Here is a 17,438-nt window from a genome sequence, read left to right as displayed (position 1 = left end):
TATTATCATGTATATACATATAGGTTTTACATAGAATACCTTCTAAACGTATTAACAAGGCATACACAAATGGCAATCTGACTCATTAATAGGTTTTAGCAGATACAATATTAAGTAAATTAAATCCACAACCAAATTTTTAGAGACTATTTTATGCTAAAAAAACCATTATGTATATACATATTAATTTATTGAAAATTTTGTAGTACTTTTACGCCAATACGAATAGATAATGAAAGTAAGTATAGATCATTCAAGCGCGGTTCCCTTGCATATCCAAGTAGAACAATTACTGCGAAAAATGGTAGACTCCACTGAGTATAGTGAAGGCAAACTTCTTCCCAATGAAGTCAATTTAGCCAAGCGATTGGCGATTTCAAGGACTACGTTGAGGCAGGCAATAAATAAATTGGTTTACGAAGGACTCCTAATTCGAAAGAAGGGCGTTGGTACATGGGTAAATGACAATCGTTCGCTGAGTACCAAATCCAAAAACTGGCTTAGCTTTTCCCAAGAGATGGCTGCGCGAGGGATTCCTATCCGGAACTTTGAGCTCCATGTAAGTTGGGTCACCCCTGACCAAGAGCTTTCGAATTTCTTCGAAATAAAAAAAGATAAAAAAATTCTGAAGCTCGTGCGCTTGCGTGGGACTATTGAAGGTCCATTTGTATATTTCGTATCTTATTTCCACCCAAGAGTCAACTTAACGGGCGAAGAGGATTTTAAGCTGCCGCTGTATGAGATGCTTGAGCGAACCCACGCGGTAGTTGCTGATAAATCGATGGAAGAAATTGGCGCCCGCGCGGCGGGAGACTTTTTAGCTGAAAAACTTGAAATCGACGCTCACCAGCCCGTACTTTTTCGCAAGCGGCATGTATACGATCAAGGGGGCCGTCCGATTGAGTTTAATCTTGGATATTACAACGCAGAGAGCTTTACGTATACGGTTGAAAGCACTCGAGATTAGTAATTAAAGGCCTGTGTCACTGTTTTCTGGCAAATGCAATTTTGAACACAGAACGCAATAATTAGTCTGACGATCCGTCAATGTCTAACGGAAATTCGGTATACGGCGGGCTATATAGTACTTAGCACATAATCAATGAGAAATGCGCTGGTGATAAGCGTTGCGATCACGGCGAACAAAATTAATGGATTGGAACCAGCATAACCACCCGTGATGATTTGCCGTTTGGTTCTGATATACGTCAGATATGCCATTAAGGTTAACAGTGCGCCGGCAGCGATCAAAAACATACCGATCGTTTCGGACTGGCGGCCGGACTGCCATCGAATCTCCGTATCCAACATCATCTTGATCTGCGTGAGGAATATAGAGAATTTCACGACGACAAAGCCAAACCCCATCACCGCAATACTCGTTCTGACCCAGGCAAGAAATGTCCGTTCATTTGCCAGGTGGTCATTCGTTCTATTTTCGTTCATCGATTTTTTATTTCAAAAATTAACAGCAAGCTACAACCCTCCCGCTCCACTATGTACTAAAGGATCACCGTTTTCGATTTTTCTGCCGAACGGATTGCCGCTTCAAGAATTTCAACTGTAGCAACATTGACTCGCAGGCCGTAAAGGTCGTTTTCCTCTAACACCAATGTACCTTTGACGACCGCATTTAAAACCGAAAAGGGGTCATCAAACGGCGCCGGGCGCGCAGCAAGCTCAATTGTTTGCCGCTCGCTTCCGTGCTTCAAACGCGTAGCGAGAGTGGTCGCATCCTCCGCAATGGCGTACCCTTTGGTACCATAAACTTCCATATCCTTTCTCGAAAAAGGCCAGTTCCAAGATGCCTGAATGACGCACTGCGCCCGGGGATATTGCAGAATAATGGTCGCCTCGTCGTCCACGTTTTTATAAATATGGGGCTTGTTCTGATGTACAACCGCTGTTACCGAGATTGGCCTCTCGCCTTTCATCAACCAAGTCATTAAATTCGCACCATAACATCCAAAGTCTACTAGGGCACCGGCTCCATTCTTTTGGGGGTCGGTAAGAATGTCAAAAAACTCATCGCTCACGCCAATCTCTTTAGGCCCCTCATGGCCGTCATTAACGACAACTCTTCGAAGATCACCCAACTGACCGTCCTCAAGCATGCTTTTTACTTGTTGATTGCTTTGGTACCACGATGTTTCAAAATTTGTCAAAACATGAATGTTATTTTTATTCGCTAATACTTCGATTTCCTTTGCATCGGCAAGCGTTGTTGCCAAGGGTTTTTCCACCATCACGTGGACTTTTCGAGGCGCACAGGCACGCACCACGGTGACATGATCGCTGATCGCCCCAAAGGCCGATACAGCGTCAGGTTTTACCTCCTTTAACATATCCTCGAGCGTGGAAAAGAAAAGTGACTTGTCAATATTATAGCGTTTGGCATACCGCTCGACCAAATCGGGGTTCTCCTCGAAGATCCCAACCAATTCAATATCACTTTTTTCCGCGCGATTAAATATCCAGTCAACATGTCCGTGGCTTAATCCAGCAACAGCGACTCTTAGTGGTGTCTGCGAAAAAGCACTACAAACAAATAGTGTCAGTATACAACTTAGTGCAATAGATTTCATAAGCAATAGTTTAATTAATTTTAAATTAGGTATTATTTTTTTGATTGCCTAATTGTTTCCAGTGATACTGTCATGTTTTGATTAATAATTTCATCAAATCGTTGAAACAGAAGGCTACGTGTTACGAACACAAATTTGCTTCATCATTCCAGACCAAGCATCGCAATCCTATCACCCAGCGTCAATTCTTTCATCCCCTGCTCGACAGCATCAAAACCCGCTTTACCAACACTTTTTAATACCGAACCATTGTCTAACAAATGAATTTCATCACAGCAATCTTTTAGCGTCGAAAAAATATGAGAACTAATAAGCACGATCTTGTTGAGGTCCTTGAGCCTGTGAATTACACCTGTCACAATAATATTGCTCTGAAGATCAAGTCCATTGAAAGGTTCGTCAAAAATAAAATAATCATTCTTTTGCAAAAGGATGCCGGTTATCGTTAGTTTTTTCCGCATGCCTGTCGAATAGTTCACAGCATATTCCTGAAGCGGTAGATCGAAGATGTTTTTTCCAGAAAAATTGGTTTCATTAACTTTTCTAGCGTGACAAAGCAGCCGAAGAGTATCTTCGGCTGTAATTTTCGAAAATAAATAAGGATCAGTACTCAGAAAACCCATGTGATCTTTAATACTGTTAAATTCCGACTCGACACTGCCTTCAAAGTTCTCAATGCCCGCAATACATTTAAAAAAGGTAGATTTACCTGCGCCATTGTTCCCGACAATCCCATGAACTTCCCCCCGATTGAAGGTGAAATTAATGTCTTTCAAGACTCGTTTTGCACCATAGCCTTTCGACAAGTTCCGAATTAAAATCATTTCAATATTGCTTTAAGATTCCCTCGTGATTTAACATAAAAATACAGAATAAACACGAGCACAGACGGAACAAAGATTACGCCCAGAAGAAACAGAATGGCGTCAGGTATTGGCAAGCTTCTCGGGAAATACACATACTTACTCAACAATGACGCTATCACAGTCAAACACCCAATCATTTGCACGATTGATAGTACCATATACTGATCGTAAAAAGCAACTGCCATGGCAATTAAAATTGGAAGAGTTAGAAACGTAGTATATAAGAGGTAAAATATAAAAAATCGTCCGATGATTCCACCTCGAATTTAAACCCAACGTACAAATGTTGCAAATATATTTTAACTTAGTACCAAGACAATTAACTACCAATATGTATCGACCTTTTCTATATCTACTGCTTATCGCATTGCCAACAATAACTTCCTGCACCGATCCAGCTGGTAAGTCGCAAAGACCTCGTGTTATTGTGAGTACTGACATTGGCGGTACGGATCCAGACGATAATCAATCTTTGATCCACTTGATGATGTATTCGGACAAGGTAGAAATCGAAGGAATTCTCTCCTCGCCCTATGGTAATGGCCGAAAGCAAGAAATACTTCGTATGATTGATATATATGAAAAAGACTATCCTCAATTAAAAAAACACAACGATAAACTTGCTTCCCCAGAACATTTACGCGCAGTGACTAAGCAAGGCGTTATAGACATAGCTCCCTACAAGGGTTATTCCGTATCAACCGAGGGCTCCAAGTGGATTATTTCACGAGCAAAACAAACAGACAAAGGGCCGCTCTGGATGCTCGTATGGGGTGGGCTTGAAGATTTAGCGCAGGCTCTGCATGATGAACCGGAAATTAAGAACTACTTGCGCGTTTTCTGGATCGGCGGTCCCAATAAGAAATGGAGCGTCAACTCCTATGACTATATCGCCACTCACCACGCGGACCTCTGGTTCGTTGAATCAAATGCAACGTATCGTGGTTGGTTTATGGAGGAGGCAAATACCGGTGGCCCGTTGAGTCAGGAAAACTATTATAAAAATCACATCAAAGGTCACGGTCATATGGGTGCAGATTTCTTTAATTATTACGATGGACAAATCAAAATGGGCGATACCCCGTCGCTAGGCTACCTGCTACATGGGCAACCCGAAGATCCGACAAAACCAAGCTGGGGCGGACGGCACACCCTTGTTAGTTACAGCTCAAAACACATTTTTAATCAGGGGTCTACCGGTACGGATACCGTCCCCACATACGGCGTGGTTGAATGGCAATTCAAAGGACCAACAAAGGTGATACCATCGGATAGCGCTTGTTTTGAAGTCGCTATTGAAGGCGACACTTTTCCAGGGTTCTATATCAAGGAAGGAATCTATGCCGTACGTTACAGCCCGAAAAAGGCAGGAACATTTCGGTACCGAACGCTAAGCGACATCGCCGAACTCGACGGTCTCGAAGGTGAATTTGTAAGCACCGCACCGTGGCCTGCAACTCCAAACAAAGATGACTATCCGTTGGGCGGTAATTGGTACAGCGACAGGACAGATTCGCGCTATTTTTTAGAAGGGCAACAAGGAGCTAAGACTCTATCGGTACACCGCGCAGAATACCTGTCCGACTGGGCTGCACGCTGGCACTGGCTAGGGGAACCATCCCGATAAATTAACATCTCCAAAAGCGTAAAATGATTACCCAAGGCTCGCGCATACAGATTTATCTACCACAGGAATTACTGTGTGCTAGATAAATCTAGTTTAATGGCCACCCCGCCTGCGATTCCCGATATCTAGTACACGCTTACAATGCTAATTTGTCGCTTCTTCTTGATATGCAAATTTTAAATAACGTCCCTGTGCACCATTGCTGGCTTGTAGGTGCAGACCAAAACGCGGGCTTCTATCCCACGGGGCAAGCCCGGCTAAGGAAAAATCGGACGGCTCGACGGCCGCGATCTCTCGCCACTCATCGTCTTCCGTATAGCGCACAAACGCTGCGCAAATATTGTCGGGCCTAACCTCGATCTTTAGCATTGCGGTACTCGGCGAATTTTCAAGAGACACTTCCCCAAGCACCTCATAATTCCCTTGGTGCACGCGCCATAAGATTGTTTTGTCCCCCTGAACACCGACGCCAATGGCGTTAATGTGATCGCCATAAATAACAAGGCCTTTCAACACCTCCACCGGCGAGGCATTTAAATCGATCTGGGTACTAAAACTGTATGTTGCCGCGCTAGGACGTAGCGTCAATGCGGCACCTACTTTATTTTCACTTCCTATTTCAGCCTTAACCACCAGCCCTTCTTCGCTCCTATTAAGCTGGGATGATGAATATTTGAAATCAGTTTGCCATAACAACTCGTGCGAATCTGGCGCACGGAAATCGACCTCAAACTTGCGAGTACGTGGCGCTTCGGGTGCGATAAATTCAAACGCAGGTACACCTGTGTCGGACCAAACTAGCTCCGCTAACAAACCCTGACGTCCGGTATTTATTTGGCTCGTTTTATTATAGCCGTGAAATAAATAGTAATCCTTCCCTTGGACATTGTGAACGAACGTACCGTGCCCCATGCATTTCCATCGCTGGTTTTCACCCAGAAGAACAGCTTCTCCGATTTGCGCATAAGGTCCTTCGATTGCTTTGCTACGTGCCGCTTGTACGCGGTAGTCGCAACCGGAGCCACAACATGCACCTAGTGAATAAAAAAGATAGTAGTAGCCGTCCTTTTTCACGAAGCTTTGCCCCTCAATACCCACACCTTGAGTATCTTTTAATAGGGTAAATGGCTGCCCAACAAGTGACATCCCATCGGGTGCCATTATACTAGCCAATATCTCGATCGGACGATCGTCTAAACCATATGCTTTCCAGGTCATATACAATTCTTCACCTTGCTTAACTACATAGGCATCAATACTCTCGGAGCCGTGGGCAACAACAATCCCGTGATCCACAAATCCACGATCGGGATATTTCGAGGTTGCAACACCGATACAGGATACTCCATCGGCTTTACGTTTGGCGGAATAATAAACATAATACAGCCCCCGATGATAAAAGTATTCGGGCGCCCAAAAGGATGATCCCGTCCACTCGGGGGCCTTCTCAAATAAAAATCCTTCTTGAGTCCATTCATTCAAGTCGTCCGAACTATAAATTGGGAAATGCGGTGCCCATTCGCTCGAAGTGCCAATGCTATAATATTTTCCGCCCGCCGCTATAACCGAAGGGTCTGCAAAATCACCAGGTATATGCGCGGTCTGTTGCGCTCTTAAAAGCGGCAACGGAGTAACCATTAATATAAAAAGAAATAAAAAAAGAGATTTAACGTTAAGTGTCATATGCAACAATTAGAATTTTGATTTATGAAGGTTATGTGGAGCGTAAGATACACTTTTTAGGCTTTATCTCCATCGCCATTAGGGCAGTATATTAATCCCATCAACGAGCTGCTCGACGCAGACGTCTGAAAAAAAACATTCTAAGGCCCCACTTTCCAGCGGCCAATCACCCATTCCGCTGTTATAGTCGTTGCATAAACGCGCGCTTTTTTCGGCGTTGCTGCGCCCGATAAATTCAATTCGTCACCTTCATAAGAAACAAATATGAACTATCCCAATGGCTCATCTACTCATCAATAATTCCAAAAAAGACAGTCTGAAATAGTCATCAGTAACCGCATTTTTCAATCGTAACAATTCTGTCACTTAAGCTATTAATCACTAAATTGCTTAGGCAAAGGAATCTGAATATCTTAAATTTAGACTATAAACCTACACTGAATATAAATGGATACCAGAAGAGAATTTCTTCGGAAAGCAATATTACTTTCCGGAAGCACAGGCTTAATCAATGTGATGCCTACGGCCATCCAAAAAGCTATGGCTATAAACCCCGCACCAGGCAGCACTTATCTTGACGCAGAGCATATCGTTATTTTAATGCAGGAGAATCGTTCATTCGATCATGCCCTCGGGAGCCTTTCGGGTGTTCGCGGTTTTAATGATCCGCGCGCAGTGGTCCTACCTAATAAAAAACCGGTTTGGTTTCAAACCGATGGGATGGGTAGAACTTACGCTCCGTTTCGCTTAAACATCAAAAACAGTAAAAGTACATGGACTGGCGATCTCCCGCATTCTAGGGCAAGTCAGGTCGACGCCTTTAACCAAGGGAAATATGATAAGTGGCTGCCTGCAAAAAAATCACGTCACGCCAAATACGCTGCCATGCCCCTCACATTGGGTCACTATACACGAGATGATTTACCATTCAATTTCGCTCTAGCTGATGCGTTCACGGTATGCGACCAAAACTTTTGCTCGGCGATGACTAGTACCACGCCAAACAGGTCTTTCTTCTGGACCGGAAAGATCACCAATATCGAAAACGATCTACAAAAAGCAAACATTCGGAATGAAGATTATTCATACGGCAAGCACACCTGGAAAACCTTTCCTGAATTATTAGAACAGAACGGCATCTCTTGGAGCTTCTATCAAAACGAACTCAGTGCGAACGGCGGGTTTTCGGGCGAAGAACGTTCCTGGCTGAGTAACTTCGGATGCAATCTATTGGAGTTTTTCGCCCCATACAATGTGAAGTTCCAAAACCGCTATATCGAAAGTCTTCAGAAACGGGTAAACACACTACCTGGAGAAATAAATACGCTGCAGCAAGAGAGCCCATCGAGCGAAGAGCGTGCACAAAAAGTACAAGCGGATATCCGTAACAAACAAAAAGCATTGGACGATGCTACGGGGCAGTTGAAGAAATGGAATAGGAAAAATTTTGAAAATTTACTTCCCTCGGAAAAAAATTTACATCAACGTGCCTTTGTCACCAATCAAGCGGATCCTAACTACCGCACGCTCGATAAACTTGCCTACAAAGACGGTGGAGTGGACCGCGAGCTCGCTATACCAAAAGGCGACTTGTTTCACCAGTTCCGCGCCGATGTTGAAAATGGATCACTACCAACAGTATCGTGGATGGCTGGTCCCCAAAACTTTTCCGATCACCCGAGTGCACCGTGGTATGGCGCGTGGTATGTCTCCCAAGTGATGGATATCTTAACGCAAAACCCCGAAGTTTGGAAGAAAACGATCGTCATTGTAACCTACGACGAGAACGACGGGTACTTCGACCATATCCCACCTTTTTCGATACCTGATAAAAACAAACCCGAAACTGGAAAAGTGTCCCCTTCGATCGACACGGAAGTTGAATATGTACGCCTGGCAAGCGAAGTGGCACAAGGGGTACCAGAAAAACAGGCACGCGAAGCCCCCGTCGGTCTTGGATTTCGCGTTCCCATGATTATTGCTTCTCCTTGGAGCCGCGGGGGGAAGGTCTGTTCACAGGTGTTCGATCACACCTCCACGCTACAATTTCTCGAACATTTTGTAAACAAGAAATACAATAAAAATATTCACCTTGACAATATCAGCGCATGGCGCCGCACAATTTGTGGAAACTTAACCTCAGCATTCACACCGTTTGACAAACAAGAAAAAACAATAGAATTCATTGATCGAGATGCTTTTATTCAGACAATATTCAGTGCTAAGTTTAAGGACGACCCCGGCAACTTTAAGATGATCGACAGCGATCAAATTGAACAGGCAAAACGCTCGGGATCTTTCAAGGAACTAATGTCGCAACAGGAATCTGGAAAAAGACCGTCATGCTCGCTTCCCTATGAGCTTCGAACTGACGGAGTCCTGCAAAAAGATCAAAACATATTTACCATCAAGTTTGCGGCTGACAATTCACTTTTCGGCGATAATGCCGCGGGGTCTCCATACACAGTATATGCGCCGGATTCCTATACGGATGAGGCGGGTAACTCCGAAGTTTGCCGTAACTGGTCTTTTGCAGTAACTGCGGGAGAAGAGCTAAACTATCAATGGCCACTTAAGGCATTTAAGAACAATAGCTATAAGCTGCACGTTCATGGACCGAACGGGTTTTATCGTGAATTTTCCGGTGATTCAAATGATCCCGGACTTACTGTAAGTCCCCGTATCGAGCGAAAATCACTCACCAAAGGTGCAACTGGAAATCTAGAAGTGTTATTAACGAACAACACGTCTCATGAGGTAAGTATAACACTCGCGGACTTGAGTTACGACACAGGCCTTTTGGATACTAAGACAATCCCGGCTGGAGAATCTCAAAAAGTAGTGATCAAACTTCAAGGGTCTCACGGATGGTATGATTTTGCTATTACCACAGCAGCTGAAGGGCCCTACCGGCAGCGTTTTGCTGGTCGTGTAGAAACGGGAAAAGAAAGCTACACCGATCCATTGATCAGTTAAACAAGCGTATATAGCAAATTCAACGTACTATACCGGTTATGTGTTTAAAACAAAACGTAACCGGTATATCACGTATAACTCGAAGCATAAATATGCGAATTTTAGTTCTTCGCTCCTAGCTGTACTAATTGTAAACTGCAAGGCACGTAAAAAAAAATAAACCTATGCATAAATATTTCCGTCACTTCGTTCTACCAGTCATCATGACCATTATAGGCTGCAATAATCTTCATGCACAACCCTACGTGCAGAATAAATTGCCGTTGCATCAAAAGCCATTCATGGAATTGCCATTGGGTTCGATTAAACCCAGCGGGTGGCTTATGGAAATGCTAGTGAGCCAAAGAAACGGTGCAACAGGCCAGCTGGACAAATTGTACCCTTTGGTTATGGGCGAGCGCAACGGCTGGCTGGGTGGCGATGGCGACCAATGGGAACGAGGGCCGTATTGGGTCGACGGGCTATTACCATTAGCCTATCTATTGGACGACGACACGTTGAAACAGAAAGCACAAAAGTGGGTAGAATGGGCCATTCAGAGTCAAACCAAAGAAGGATATTTCGGACCGGCGCAGGACTATGAATATGAGCCCGGTGTGCAGCGTGACAACGCACACGACTGGTGGCCGAAAATGGTTATGCTTAAAATATTGCAACAGTATTATTCCGCAACGGAGGACCCACGTATCGTCACTTTATTTACTAAGTATTTCGATTACCAGCTTAAAACGCTCGAAGAGAAGCCTCTTGGTCATTGGACCTTTTGGGCAGAATATCGTTCAGCGGACAATCTACAGGCAGTATACTGGCTTTATAATATCACTAAAAATCCGAAATTAATAGATCTAGCGGAATTATTACACGGACAGGCGTTTGATTTTACACAAAAGTTTATCGACAGAAATATGCTTGCCACCCACCGCAGTATCCATTGTGTAAACTTAGCACAAGGATTAAAAGAACCGGTAATTTACTATCAGCAAAACCGCGACCCGAAATACCTTTCGGCAGTAAAGCAAGGACTTTCCGACATCAAGTTATTTAATGGTCAGGCCCAGGGAATGTACGGCGGTGATGAAGCGCTGCATGGAAGCAACCCAACGCAAGGCTCAGAATTATGTTCAGCAGTTGAGCTCATGTTCTCGCTGGAAAAGATGCTGGAAATCACCGGCGATGTTGGGTTTGCGGAGCATCTTGAAAAAATAGCTTTCAACGCCTTGCCAACGCAGATATCCGATGATTTCATGCGCCGCCAATACTTCCAACAGGCAAACCAAGTACAGATCACTCGTCAAATGTACAATTTCGACGTGAATCATAGCGGTACAGATCTCGTTTTTGGATTACTGACAGGCTACCCCTGCTGTACCTCCAATATGCATCAAGGATGGCCTAAATTCACTCAAAACTTATATTACGCAACAGCCAACGAAGGGGTCGCTTCGATGATATTTGCGCCATCGAGCGTTGACGTAAAAGTTGGGAAAGAAGATAAATTTATTCATATCGAGCAAGAAACATTTTACCCGTTCGAAAATAAGATAAACCTCACCATTACGCACCAGGAAAAATCTATTGAATTTCCCTATCAAATTCGAATTCCCTCGTGGACTAAAGATGCTGTGATCCTTATTAACGGAAAGGCGTTCCAAAGCAGCCCGAAACCGGGGTCGATAATAGAAATTGTGCGTAAATGGAAGGACGGCGACGTGCTTTCGCTCACTTTCCCGATGGAATTCAATTATCGAACGTATCATGAGAGCTCTAGATCCATCGAGCGAGGCCCGTTGGTTTATGCGCTAGATATCCCGGGTGAGGAAAAGGAAGTGTTTCTAGAAGGCCAAGATAAAATTGAATTTGGAAACTCTTTTATCGAAGTACGGCCGAAGGCGGACTGGAATTATGGGTTGCCACTTTTTAATAAAGAGGAAATGAACACCCTATTTTCAGTTAAAAAGATCGCAAATCGAGACAAGCTAAACCCTTGGAACCGTGAAAATGCGCCCATAGAGCTTACCGCAAGCGCACGACAACTTCCCTTTTGGAATCTATATAACGGAATGGCTGGACCAATGCCGTCGGCAGATATGCATGGAGTGGATATTAACAAACTAAAAGAAGTTCAAGTGCGGCTCATACCGTATGGGTGCACTACACTCCGGATTTCACAATTTCCAATGATTAGAAAATGACATTAGTTTTGTTTACCCACACCTAGGCACAAGGGATTTTAAAAACAAAAAAGCAGCTATAAATCCGGATAAAAACGATACTTTTATTCCATGAAACATCTGTGCATATTATCATCAGCCGCTATCATTTTGGCGTTTTCATCTTGCGGAATAAGCAATGATAAAAACCAAACTAATGCAAGTTCAACACATTCGTCGGATACAGTCGTTCACGAGGACACATTGGAAAAAGGACTATTTGCTAAAATTTCCATAAACGATGTTGTCACCGCTGATGAACCGGTCGAATTAACCTTCACCGTGTACAACCGGGCAGACACCGCCCAGCGTTTTTGTAAATGGCATACCCCATTTGAACCATTTATAAGCAAATATTTGGAAATAAAATCAGCGAGCGGCGAAGAAGTTAATTACAAGGGCGCAATGGCCAAGCGAGTGATGCCGCCACCAGCCGATAGCTATATCGAAGTGAAGTCTAAAGACAGTGTTACAGCGCGCGTCGATCTATTAAAAGGATATGATTTTATCGATTCTGGAGAATATACCATTATTTACACGGGCCAGAACATGAGCGGCTTGATTGTGACCGACAGTGTTGCATTCACTTACAATGGCCGGCAACAGTAGACGACCACAAGTAAACACTTTAAAAGCCAAAATCAGGCATAGCACCTGTAAACTAACGTCTTACAGGTGTCCGTTATTTTTAGATCACCTGGATTTCACAAACAAAGATCATACATAGAAACTGAAGAGCGAGAAGGTATCAGATGTAATTGTACTTCAATTAACTTTTTGATTTTGGGCCGTTATGGATGCGACTATCAATACTCCACGGAAAATTATTGCACCCAGCTAACAGTAAACTCGCAAAGCTAGCCACAAATACCGAGTAGTTGAATGGTGCTCGAAAATGAAGAAAAAACATCATGCTCAACGCAAAAATTAACGTTAATGCGAAACTTCCCAGTGCCGCATAGCGAATTTTATAGCCAACCAATAGTAATATGCCTAAAACAAGCTCAAGAATGGTGGCTATAAAAGCAAAATATGATGCCATTTTTAGAGTAATATAGGGCATCAATTGATGGGTATAGACAACGAAAGCAGTCCAATCCCCCCATGCGACGTTAGGTTCTCCAGCTTCTCCAAAATAACCTATTCGATCAAGCACAGGTAGTAAAAATCCGATCCCTAATGCGAACCGAAGGAACAATTGTCCAATTGAATGAAAATTTTTCATTTGTTTTCCTTTTTAAATAGGTAAAAATACACCAGAAAGTGCCCGATATACATTCGTTACAATTCCTATCGGATTATCCAATATTTCCAAATCAATCAGCGGCTGTTTCTTCAAATCCATTTTCATCGGTTCCCCTTTCTCCCTGCAAGTAACTGATAATTTATGAATTATACTGTGCCTTCTAAAATAATAATAGCAATAAAAAATTGCAATTTTAAAAATAACACCTATATTAGTGTATTATTTAAATAGTACACTAATATGATAACTATTGAAACCTTAAATTTCAGCTACGGCAAAAACCGTCCATTATTTAAAAATATGGATATGCAGCTTCATAATGCTCACATTTATGGACTCCTCGGGAAAAATGGCGCGGGAAAATCTACATTATTAAAAAATATTGCAGGTTTGGTGTACCCACAAAGTGGACATATTTCCGTGTTAGGCCACGATCCGAGCAAGCGCGAAGTGTCGTTATTGCAGGATATTTGTTTTATTCCCGAGGAGTTCCATTTACCTTCCGTGAAATCCGAGAAATATATTAAAACCACCGCGGGCTTTTACCCTAATTTTGATCGGGCGTATTTCGAGGAGTTGATCCGGGAATTTGATATCCCGGACCAACAAAAATTAAGCGATATGAGCTATGGGCAAAAGAAGAAATATATTATCGCATTTGGATTGGCTACGAAGACAAAATTGGTCATTATGGACGAACCTACCAATGGGCTGGATATCCCTTCAAAGACCCAGTTCAGAAAGATCATGGCCTCTACAATTGATGAGGAACGTTGCGTCATTATTTCGACTCATCAGGTACGAGATCTCGATAATCTCATTGACGCCGTAATTGTCCTAGATGAGTATAAAATAGCACTGAATGCTTCTATCTTCGAACTAGCTGATCGGCTTATGTTCAAAAAAGTATCTGTGCTATCACCAGAGGTTTTGTACGCGGAACAAACAATGGGCGGATATTCGGCTATACTTCCCAATACAACTGGTGAACAATCGAAGGTCGATCTAGAATTACTATTTAACGCGCTGTTACAACAAAAATTAGAATTTGCTAACGTATTAAAACCCATAAATCATGAATAACACGTTTGTTTTTAGCCGACTTGTTCGTTTAATCAATAGGCAGTGGATAGGGTTTGGAAAAATTTACCTGATGGCCTTAGGTATAATTGCTGGGATATTTGTGGCATTTTTCAGCTTTCGAATTTATCAGGTCGCCCAATCACAAAATCTGGAGGATATCAGCACAATATTTTCATTCCGACCGTACCTATTTACTGTTATTGGGATGGCCTTCCTCTCGATTGTTTCTAGCTCCTACTTTTCTGTTCTGGGACAAAAATCGAAAGCTATAACCGAAATCCTCATTCCCGCGTCGCGAACCGAGAAATTTATTTCGGCGCTTTTTTATACGGCGCTACTGACCACAGTTTCGTATGTGTTATTATTCTACATTATCGATTTCAGTTTTGTATCATATGTACGTAGCCGTTTCGAAGCGTCACCAGTGTTCATCTCACCAGACACGGACAAAGGCTTCAACCTTAATCGATTGAACTACTTCTTTCAGATTCCGCTGGCGGACGAAATATACTGGTTGTTATTTTTACCATTCTTATCTAGTGCCGTGTTTCTACTCGGGTCGATTTATTTTAACAACTTTCAATTCATAAAAACTGCTATTATTATTGTGGTCTACGGTGCGCTCTATGCTATATTTATGGTTAAAATTATGGAATGGTATACAAGCGACACCGTATCGATCGTTACCGATAGTGGCGCTTTTTTTAATCAGGAATCAAACATTATAAAATCGTTTTGTACTGTCGGCATTTTAGTGACACTGCTGATATGGGGTATCTCATTTCTCCGACTAAAAGAAAAGGAAGTATAGCATGGAATTTAATTCAAATAAAGCAATCTACCTACAGATCGTCGAGCATGTATGCGAGAAAATAATGCTTAATGTCTGGATATTAGAAGAAAAGATACCATCCGTCCGCGAACTCGCGATACATCTTGAGGTAAATCCAAACACAGTGATGCGAGCTTACGATTTCTTACAACAAAAAGAAGTCATCTATAACAAACGCGGAATAGGCTTTTTTATCTCGCACGAGGCTATGAAAGCAGTGAAATTGTACAAAAAAGCAATCTTTTTGGAAGAAGAATTACCGCAGGTACTTCGTAATATATACCTATTGAATATTAGCTTGGACGAATTGAAAGATCGTTATCAAGAATTTGTAGATCAAAACTTTAACCCTAATCAGCATGAAAACGAGCAGTAAATTATTAATCATATTGGGAATTGCCCTATTTATTCTTCCAGTAGGTGGAATGGTTTATTATGCAAAAATAAGTCGTGTCAATACAAGTCAGTTTTCCGCTGCACTCGAGCTTGAGGAGCGAAATATTAATACAAAAGATCGATTCTTAGTTAGTAGAGAAGTGAAACTCTTCAATAAGGTCATTATTCAAGGCACAAACAATTTATACACCAAAATATCGATCGTCCAATCAGATCAGCCCAAGGTTAAATTCGCCAAGAATACGGAATCGCTATTCAGGACATCAGTTGATGCCTCCGGAACGTTATCTATAGCTGTTGACTCAGTCCAGGGATATCAGTATTCCGCGATATACGTCTTTGTTCCCCATATCGACTCCCTTTCTTTAGAGCAGCTCCAGGTTTCGGAATTTGACACGAATTTCGAGAACATGAATATCTACGCCTCAAACATCAACAATCAATTTAATTTCGGGGAGAATAGCAGCTTAAAATCGTTACAACTTACTATTCATGATTCCAGAATTAGTATCGGAAGTTCGAACCAGGTCAATTCGTTTTTGAAGGATCTTCAGAACTTCGACATTAACGTTAATAATAGTGCAATTTCCATCGGTCCCTCAAGTTACAACACCATGCATGTTGATCTAAAAAATTCGAGTCTCAATTTTATAATTGAAAAGCGAGGTGATGAAGCTAATGTCACCAGTGTCAAAGATCTTCAAATTAACAGCCACGGTACCTCGAGAATCGTGATACCGGAGCACGCTGTGGAAATTGGCAAATTAACTGGCTCCTTGTCCGATAGCACAACAATAGATCTGCCATATTATAAAACAAAAAGCCTTTTCAATCAATAAATGTTTCGTTTATCTGGCACCATAAATGCTCATTTAATTGTTAGATTCTGTACTTTTCAGCTTATCTTTAAATGATTATGCCTAACCTCCCTTGCGCCATACTACAAGACGACCTTAAAATATTGATCTGCCAGCGGCCCGCTACGATGAGTCGACCGCTGAAATAGTAATTTCCTGGCGGCAAGATAGGACCGGGCGAATCTAAAACCGACTGTCTTCAGGGAAATTCGGGAGGAATTGGGCATACAGATTGAACTTGGTAGAGAATAAACTCGGGTCGAACATCGGTATACTGATTTTAAAATATGTCTCTACCCGTTCCAATGATCGATAATATCAGGGGTGCATCAACCGCTCGTGCATGTGCAAGTTCGCTGGGTGACACCCGATTAATTACTACATTATGATGGGCGGACGCGGATAACCCCACCGTTAAAGAATATATTTCCGCGAACCATTTGATCGGATGGCTACCGGGCGCTTTAATTTCCATAATTTGTCAATAAGGATGTCGATTATGCAATCTTAAGACAATATTATCGGATCTTTAATCGGAACAAAATATTAGAATTGAACGAGAAACCGCTAAATAGCCGGTCACCACATCAAATTAATATACGCATGCACATACAAGAAATAATATTAGCAGCAGCAATAATCTTGTCGGCCTTAATGTCGGGATTCTTTTTTGCATATACTTTTTCAGTTAATCGCGGCCTTCACAAACTGCAAGACAAAGCATATCTATCCGCAATGCAAAATATCAACAGAGCGGTTTTAAATCCTGTATTCTACATCTGTTTTTTGGGAACGTTAATTCTTCTCATTATCGCCTCGCTCATGTATTTTGACCCTCGATCACCTAAATTTTATTTGATATTTACCGCATGTGTCGGTTACGCCGTGGGTGTATTTTTCATTACAGGCGCCCGAAACGTGCCCTTGAACAATCAGCTGGATACATTTGATATTGCGAATGCGTCCGAAACATCGCTAAAAAACATACGACGTAGCTATGAACGTCCGTGGAATACTTGGAATGTAAATCGTCAGCAAAAAGTGGACATGATAATTTAGAATCTTAAGGAGTGTTTT

At 42.4% G+C, this 17,438-nt stretch carries 16 protein-coding genes; 10 read left to right on the top strand and 6 right to left on the bottom strand.

Translation table 11 applies throughout. The features are described 5' to 3' along the window. Positions 1-232: 232 nt before the first annotated feature. The gene (locus FM107_RS16420) at positions 233-967 is read left to right on the top strand and encodes a GntR family transcriptional regulator (protein WP_086949581.1); all 735 of its coding nucleotides are present in this window, start codon (positions 233-235) and stop codon (positions 965-967) included. A 110-nt stretch (positions 968-1,077) separates the two neighbouring features. Here FM107_RS16420 and FM107_RS16415 read toward each other — a convergent pair whose 3' ends face one another. The 3 genes from FM107_RS16415 to FM107_RS16405 form a co-directional block, all read right to left on the bottom strand. After that, entirely contained in the window at positions 1,078-1,446 is a 369-nt protein-coding gene (locus FM107_RS16415; protein WP_086949580.1) for a YidH family protein, read from the bottom strand. 56 nt (positions 1,447-1,502) lie between these two features. Continuing rightward, positions 1,503-2,585, bottom strand: a complete 1,083-nt coding sequence (locus FM107_RS16410) for a Gfo/Idh/MocA family protein (protein ID WP_086949579.1) — start codon at positions 2,583-2,585, stop codon at positions 1,503-1,505. Positions 2,586-2,728: 143 nt separating this feature from the next. Further along, on the bottom strand, positions 2,729-3,409 hold the full coding sequence (locus FM107_RS16405) for an ATP-binding cassette domain-containing protein (protein WP_086949578.1): 681 nt from the start codon (positions 3,407-3,409) through the stop codon (positions 2,729-2,731). A 325-nt stretch (positions 3,410-3,734) separates the two neighbouring features. On the opposite strand from FM107_RS16405, the gene FM107_RS16395 reads away from it, so the two are divergent. Next, positions 3,735-5,078 carry a nucleoside hydrolase-like domain-containing protein gene (locus FM107_RS16395; protein WP_218779029.1) on the top strand — a complete coding sequence of 448 codons (1,344 nt, stop codon included), beginning with the start codon at positions 3,735-3,737 and terminating at the stop codon, positions 5,076-5,078. Positions 5,079-5,222: 144 nt separating this feature from the next. On the opposite strand, the gene FM107_RS16390 is transcribed toward FM107_RS16395, so the two are convergent. Beyond that, positions 5,223-6,761, bottom strand: coding sequence for a glycoside hydrolase family 43 protein (locus FM107_RS16390; protein WP_086949575.1), 1,539 nt, complete (start codon positions 6,759-6,761; stop codon positions 5,223-5,225). Between the two features lie 447 nt (positions 6,762-7,208). Between FM107_RS16390 and FM107_RS16385 the strand changes: the two genes are divergently transcribed. From FM107_RS16385 to FM107_RS16375, 3 genes are all read left to right on the top strand, one after another. After that, positions 7,209-9,737: a phosphocholine-specific phospholipase C gene (locus FM107_RS16385; protein ID WP_086949574.1), complete on the top strand. Its 2,529-nt coding sequence runs from the start codon at positions 7,209-7,211 to the stop codon at positions 9,735-9,737. 164 nt (positions 9,738-9,901) lie between these two features. Continuing rightward, positions 9,902-11,929: a beta-L-arabinofuranosidase domain-containing protein gene (locus FM107_RS16380; RefSeq protein WP_086949573.1), complete on the top strand. Its 2,028-nt coding sequence runs from the start codon at positions 9,902-9,904 to the stop codon at positions 11,927-11,929. Between the two features lie 90 nt (positions 11,930-12,019). Then, positions 12,020-12,556: a protease gene (locus FM107_RS16375; protein ID WP_086949572.1), complete on the top strand. Its 537-nt coding sequence runs from the start codon at positions 12,020-12,022 to the stop codon at positions 12,554-12,556. 160 nt (positions 12,557-12,716) lie between these two features. Here FM107_RS16375 and FM107_RS16370 read toward each other — a convergent pair whose 3' ends face one another. After that, positions 12,717-13,172: a DoxX family membrane protein gene (locus tag FM107_RS16370; protein WP_086949571.1), complete on the bottom strand. Its 456-nt coding sequence runs from the start codon at positions 13,170-13,172 to the stop codon at positions 12,717-12,719. Between the two features lie 261 nt (positions 13,173-13,433). On the opposite strand from FM107_RS16370, the gene FM107_RS16365 reads away from it, so the two are divergent. The 4 genes from FM107_RS16365 to FM107_RS16350 are packed head-to-tail and all read left to right on the top strand — an operon-like array spanning position 13,434 to position 16,343. Continuing rightward, positions 13,434-14,276 (top strand): ATP-binding cassette domain-containing protein, encoded by an 843-nt coding sequence (locus tag FM107_RS16365; protein WP_086949570.1) that lies wholly within the window; start codon positions 13,434-13,436, stop codon positions 14,274-14,276. After that, on the top strand, positions 14,269-15,087 hold the full coding sequence (locus tag FM107_RS16360; RefSeq protein ID WP_086949569.1) for a hypothetical protein: 819 nt from the start codon (positions 14,269-14,271) through the stop codon (positions 15,085-15,087). Before FM107_RS16365 ends, FM107_RS16360 begins: the two co-directional genes overlap by 8 nt. Position 15,088: 1 nt before the next feature. Beyond that, positions 15,089-15,484, top strand: coding sequence for a GntR family transcriptional regulator (locus tag FM107_RS16355; RefSeq protein WP_086949568.1), 396 nt, complete (start codon positions 15,089-15,091; stop codon positions 15,482-15,484). Continuing rightward, positions 15,468-16,343 carry a hypothetical protein gene (locus FM107_RS16350; RefSeq protein WP_086949567.1) on the top strand — a complete coding sequence of 292 codons (876 nt, stop codon included), beginning with the start codon at positions 15,468-15,470 and terminating at the stop codon, positions 16,341-16,343. The genes FM107_RS16355 and FM107_RS16350 overlap by 17 nt, the downstream gene beginning before the upstream one ends. Positions 16,344-16,641: 298 nt before the next feature. Here the strand turns inward: FM107_RS16350 and FM107_RS16345 are convergent, their stop codons facing one another. After that, positions 16,642-16,836 (bottom strand): hypothetical protein, encoded by a 195-nt coding sequence (locus tag FM107_RS16345; protein WP_086949566.1) that lies wholly within the window; start codon positions 16,834-16,836, stop codon positions 16,642-16,644. 128 nt (positions 16,837-16,964) lie between these two features. Between FM107_RS16345 and FM107_RS16340 the strand changes: the two genes are divergently transcribed. Continuing rightward, entirely contained in the window at positions 16,965-17,420 is a 456-nt protein-coding gene (locus tag FM107_RS16340; RefSeq protein ID WP_086949565.1) for a DUF1772 domain-containing protein, read from the top strand. Positions 17,421-17,438: the final 18 nt, after the last annotated feature.

The organism is Sphingobacterium sp. JB170, from assembly GCF_900163865.1.
In the GTDB taxonomy this organism is placed as follows: domain Bacteria; phylum Bacteroidota; class Bacteroidia; order Sphingobacteriales; family Sphingobacteriaceae; genus Sphingobacterium.
This window is presented reverse-complemented; position numbering and strand designations above follow the sequence as displayed.

Bases quoted from the DNA above. Each gene is read 5' to 3' on its own strand.
- FM107_RS16375 (WP_086949572.1), top strand. From the start codon at position 12,020: ATGAAACATCTGTGCATATTATCATCAGCCGCTATCATTTTGGCGTTT.
- FM107_RS16390 (WP_086949575.1), bottom strand. From the start codon at position 6,761: ATGACACTTAACGTTAAATCTCTTTTTTTATTTCTTTTTATATTAATG.
- FM107_RS16340 (WP_086949565.1), top strand. From the start codon at position 16,965: ATGCACATACAAGAAATAATATTAGCAGCAGCAATAATCTTGTCGGCC.
- FM107_RS16395 (WP_218779029.1), top strand. From the start codon at position 3,735: ATGTTGCAAATATATTTTAACTTAGTACCAAGACAATTAACTACCAAT.
- FM107_RS16365 (WP_086949570.1), top strand. From the start codon at position 13,434: ATGATAACTATTGAAACCTTAAATTTCAGCTACGGCAAAAACCGTCCA.
- FM107_RS16370 (WP_086949571.1), bottom strand. From the start codon at position 13,172: ATGAAAAATTTTCATTCAATTGGACAATTGTTCCTTCGGTTCGCATTA.
- FM107_RS16355 (WP_086949568.1), top strand. From the start codon at position 15,089: ATGGAATTTAATTCAAATAAAGCAATCTACCTACAGATCGTCGAGCAT.
- FM107_RS16360 (WP_086949569.1), top strand. From the start codon at position 14,269: ATGAATAACACGTTTGTTTTTAGCCGACTTGTTCGTTTAATCAATAGG.
- FM107_RS16350 (WP_086949567.1), top strand. From the start codon at position 15,468: ATGAAAACGAGCAGTAAATTATTAATCATATTGGGAATTGCCCTATTT.
- FM107_RS16385 (WP_086949574.1), top strand. From the start codon at position 7,209: ATGGATACCAGAAGAGAATTTCTTCGGAAAGCAATATTACTTTCCGGA.
- FM107_RS16380 (WP_086949573.1), top strand. From the start codon at position 9,902: ATGCATAAATATTTCCGTCACTTCGTTCTACCAGTCATCATGACCATT.
- FM107_RS16420 (WP_086949581.1), top strand. From the start codon at position 233: ATGAAAGTAAGTATAGATCATTCAAGCGCGGTTCCCTTGCATATCCAA.
- FM107_RS16410 (WP_086949579.1), bottom strand. From the start codon at position 2,585: ATGAAATCTATTGCACTAAGTTGTATACTGACACTATTTGTTTGTAGT.
- FM107_RS16405 (WP_086949578.1), bottom strand. From the start codon at position 3,409: ATGATTTTAATTCGGAACTTGTCGAAAGGCTATGGTGCAAAACGAGTC.
- FM107_RS16345 (WP_086949566.1), bottom strand. From the start codon at position 16,836: ATGGAAATTAAAGCGCCCGGTAGCCATCCGATCAAATGGTTCGCGGAA.
- FM107_RS16415 (WP_086949580.1), bottom strand. From the start codon at position 1,446: ATGAACGAAAATAGAACGAATGACCACCTGGCAAATGAACGGACATTT.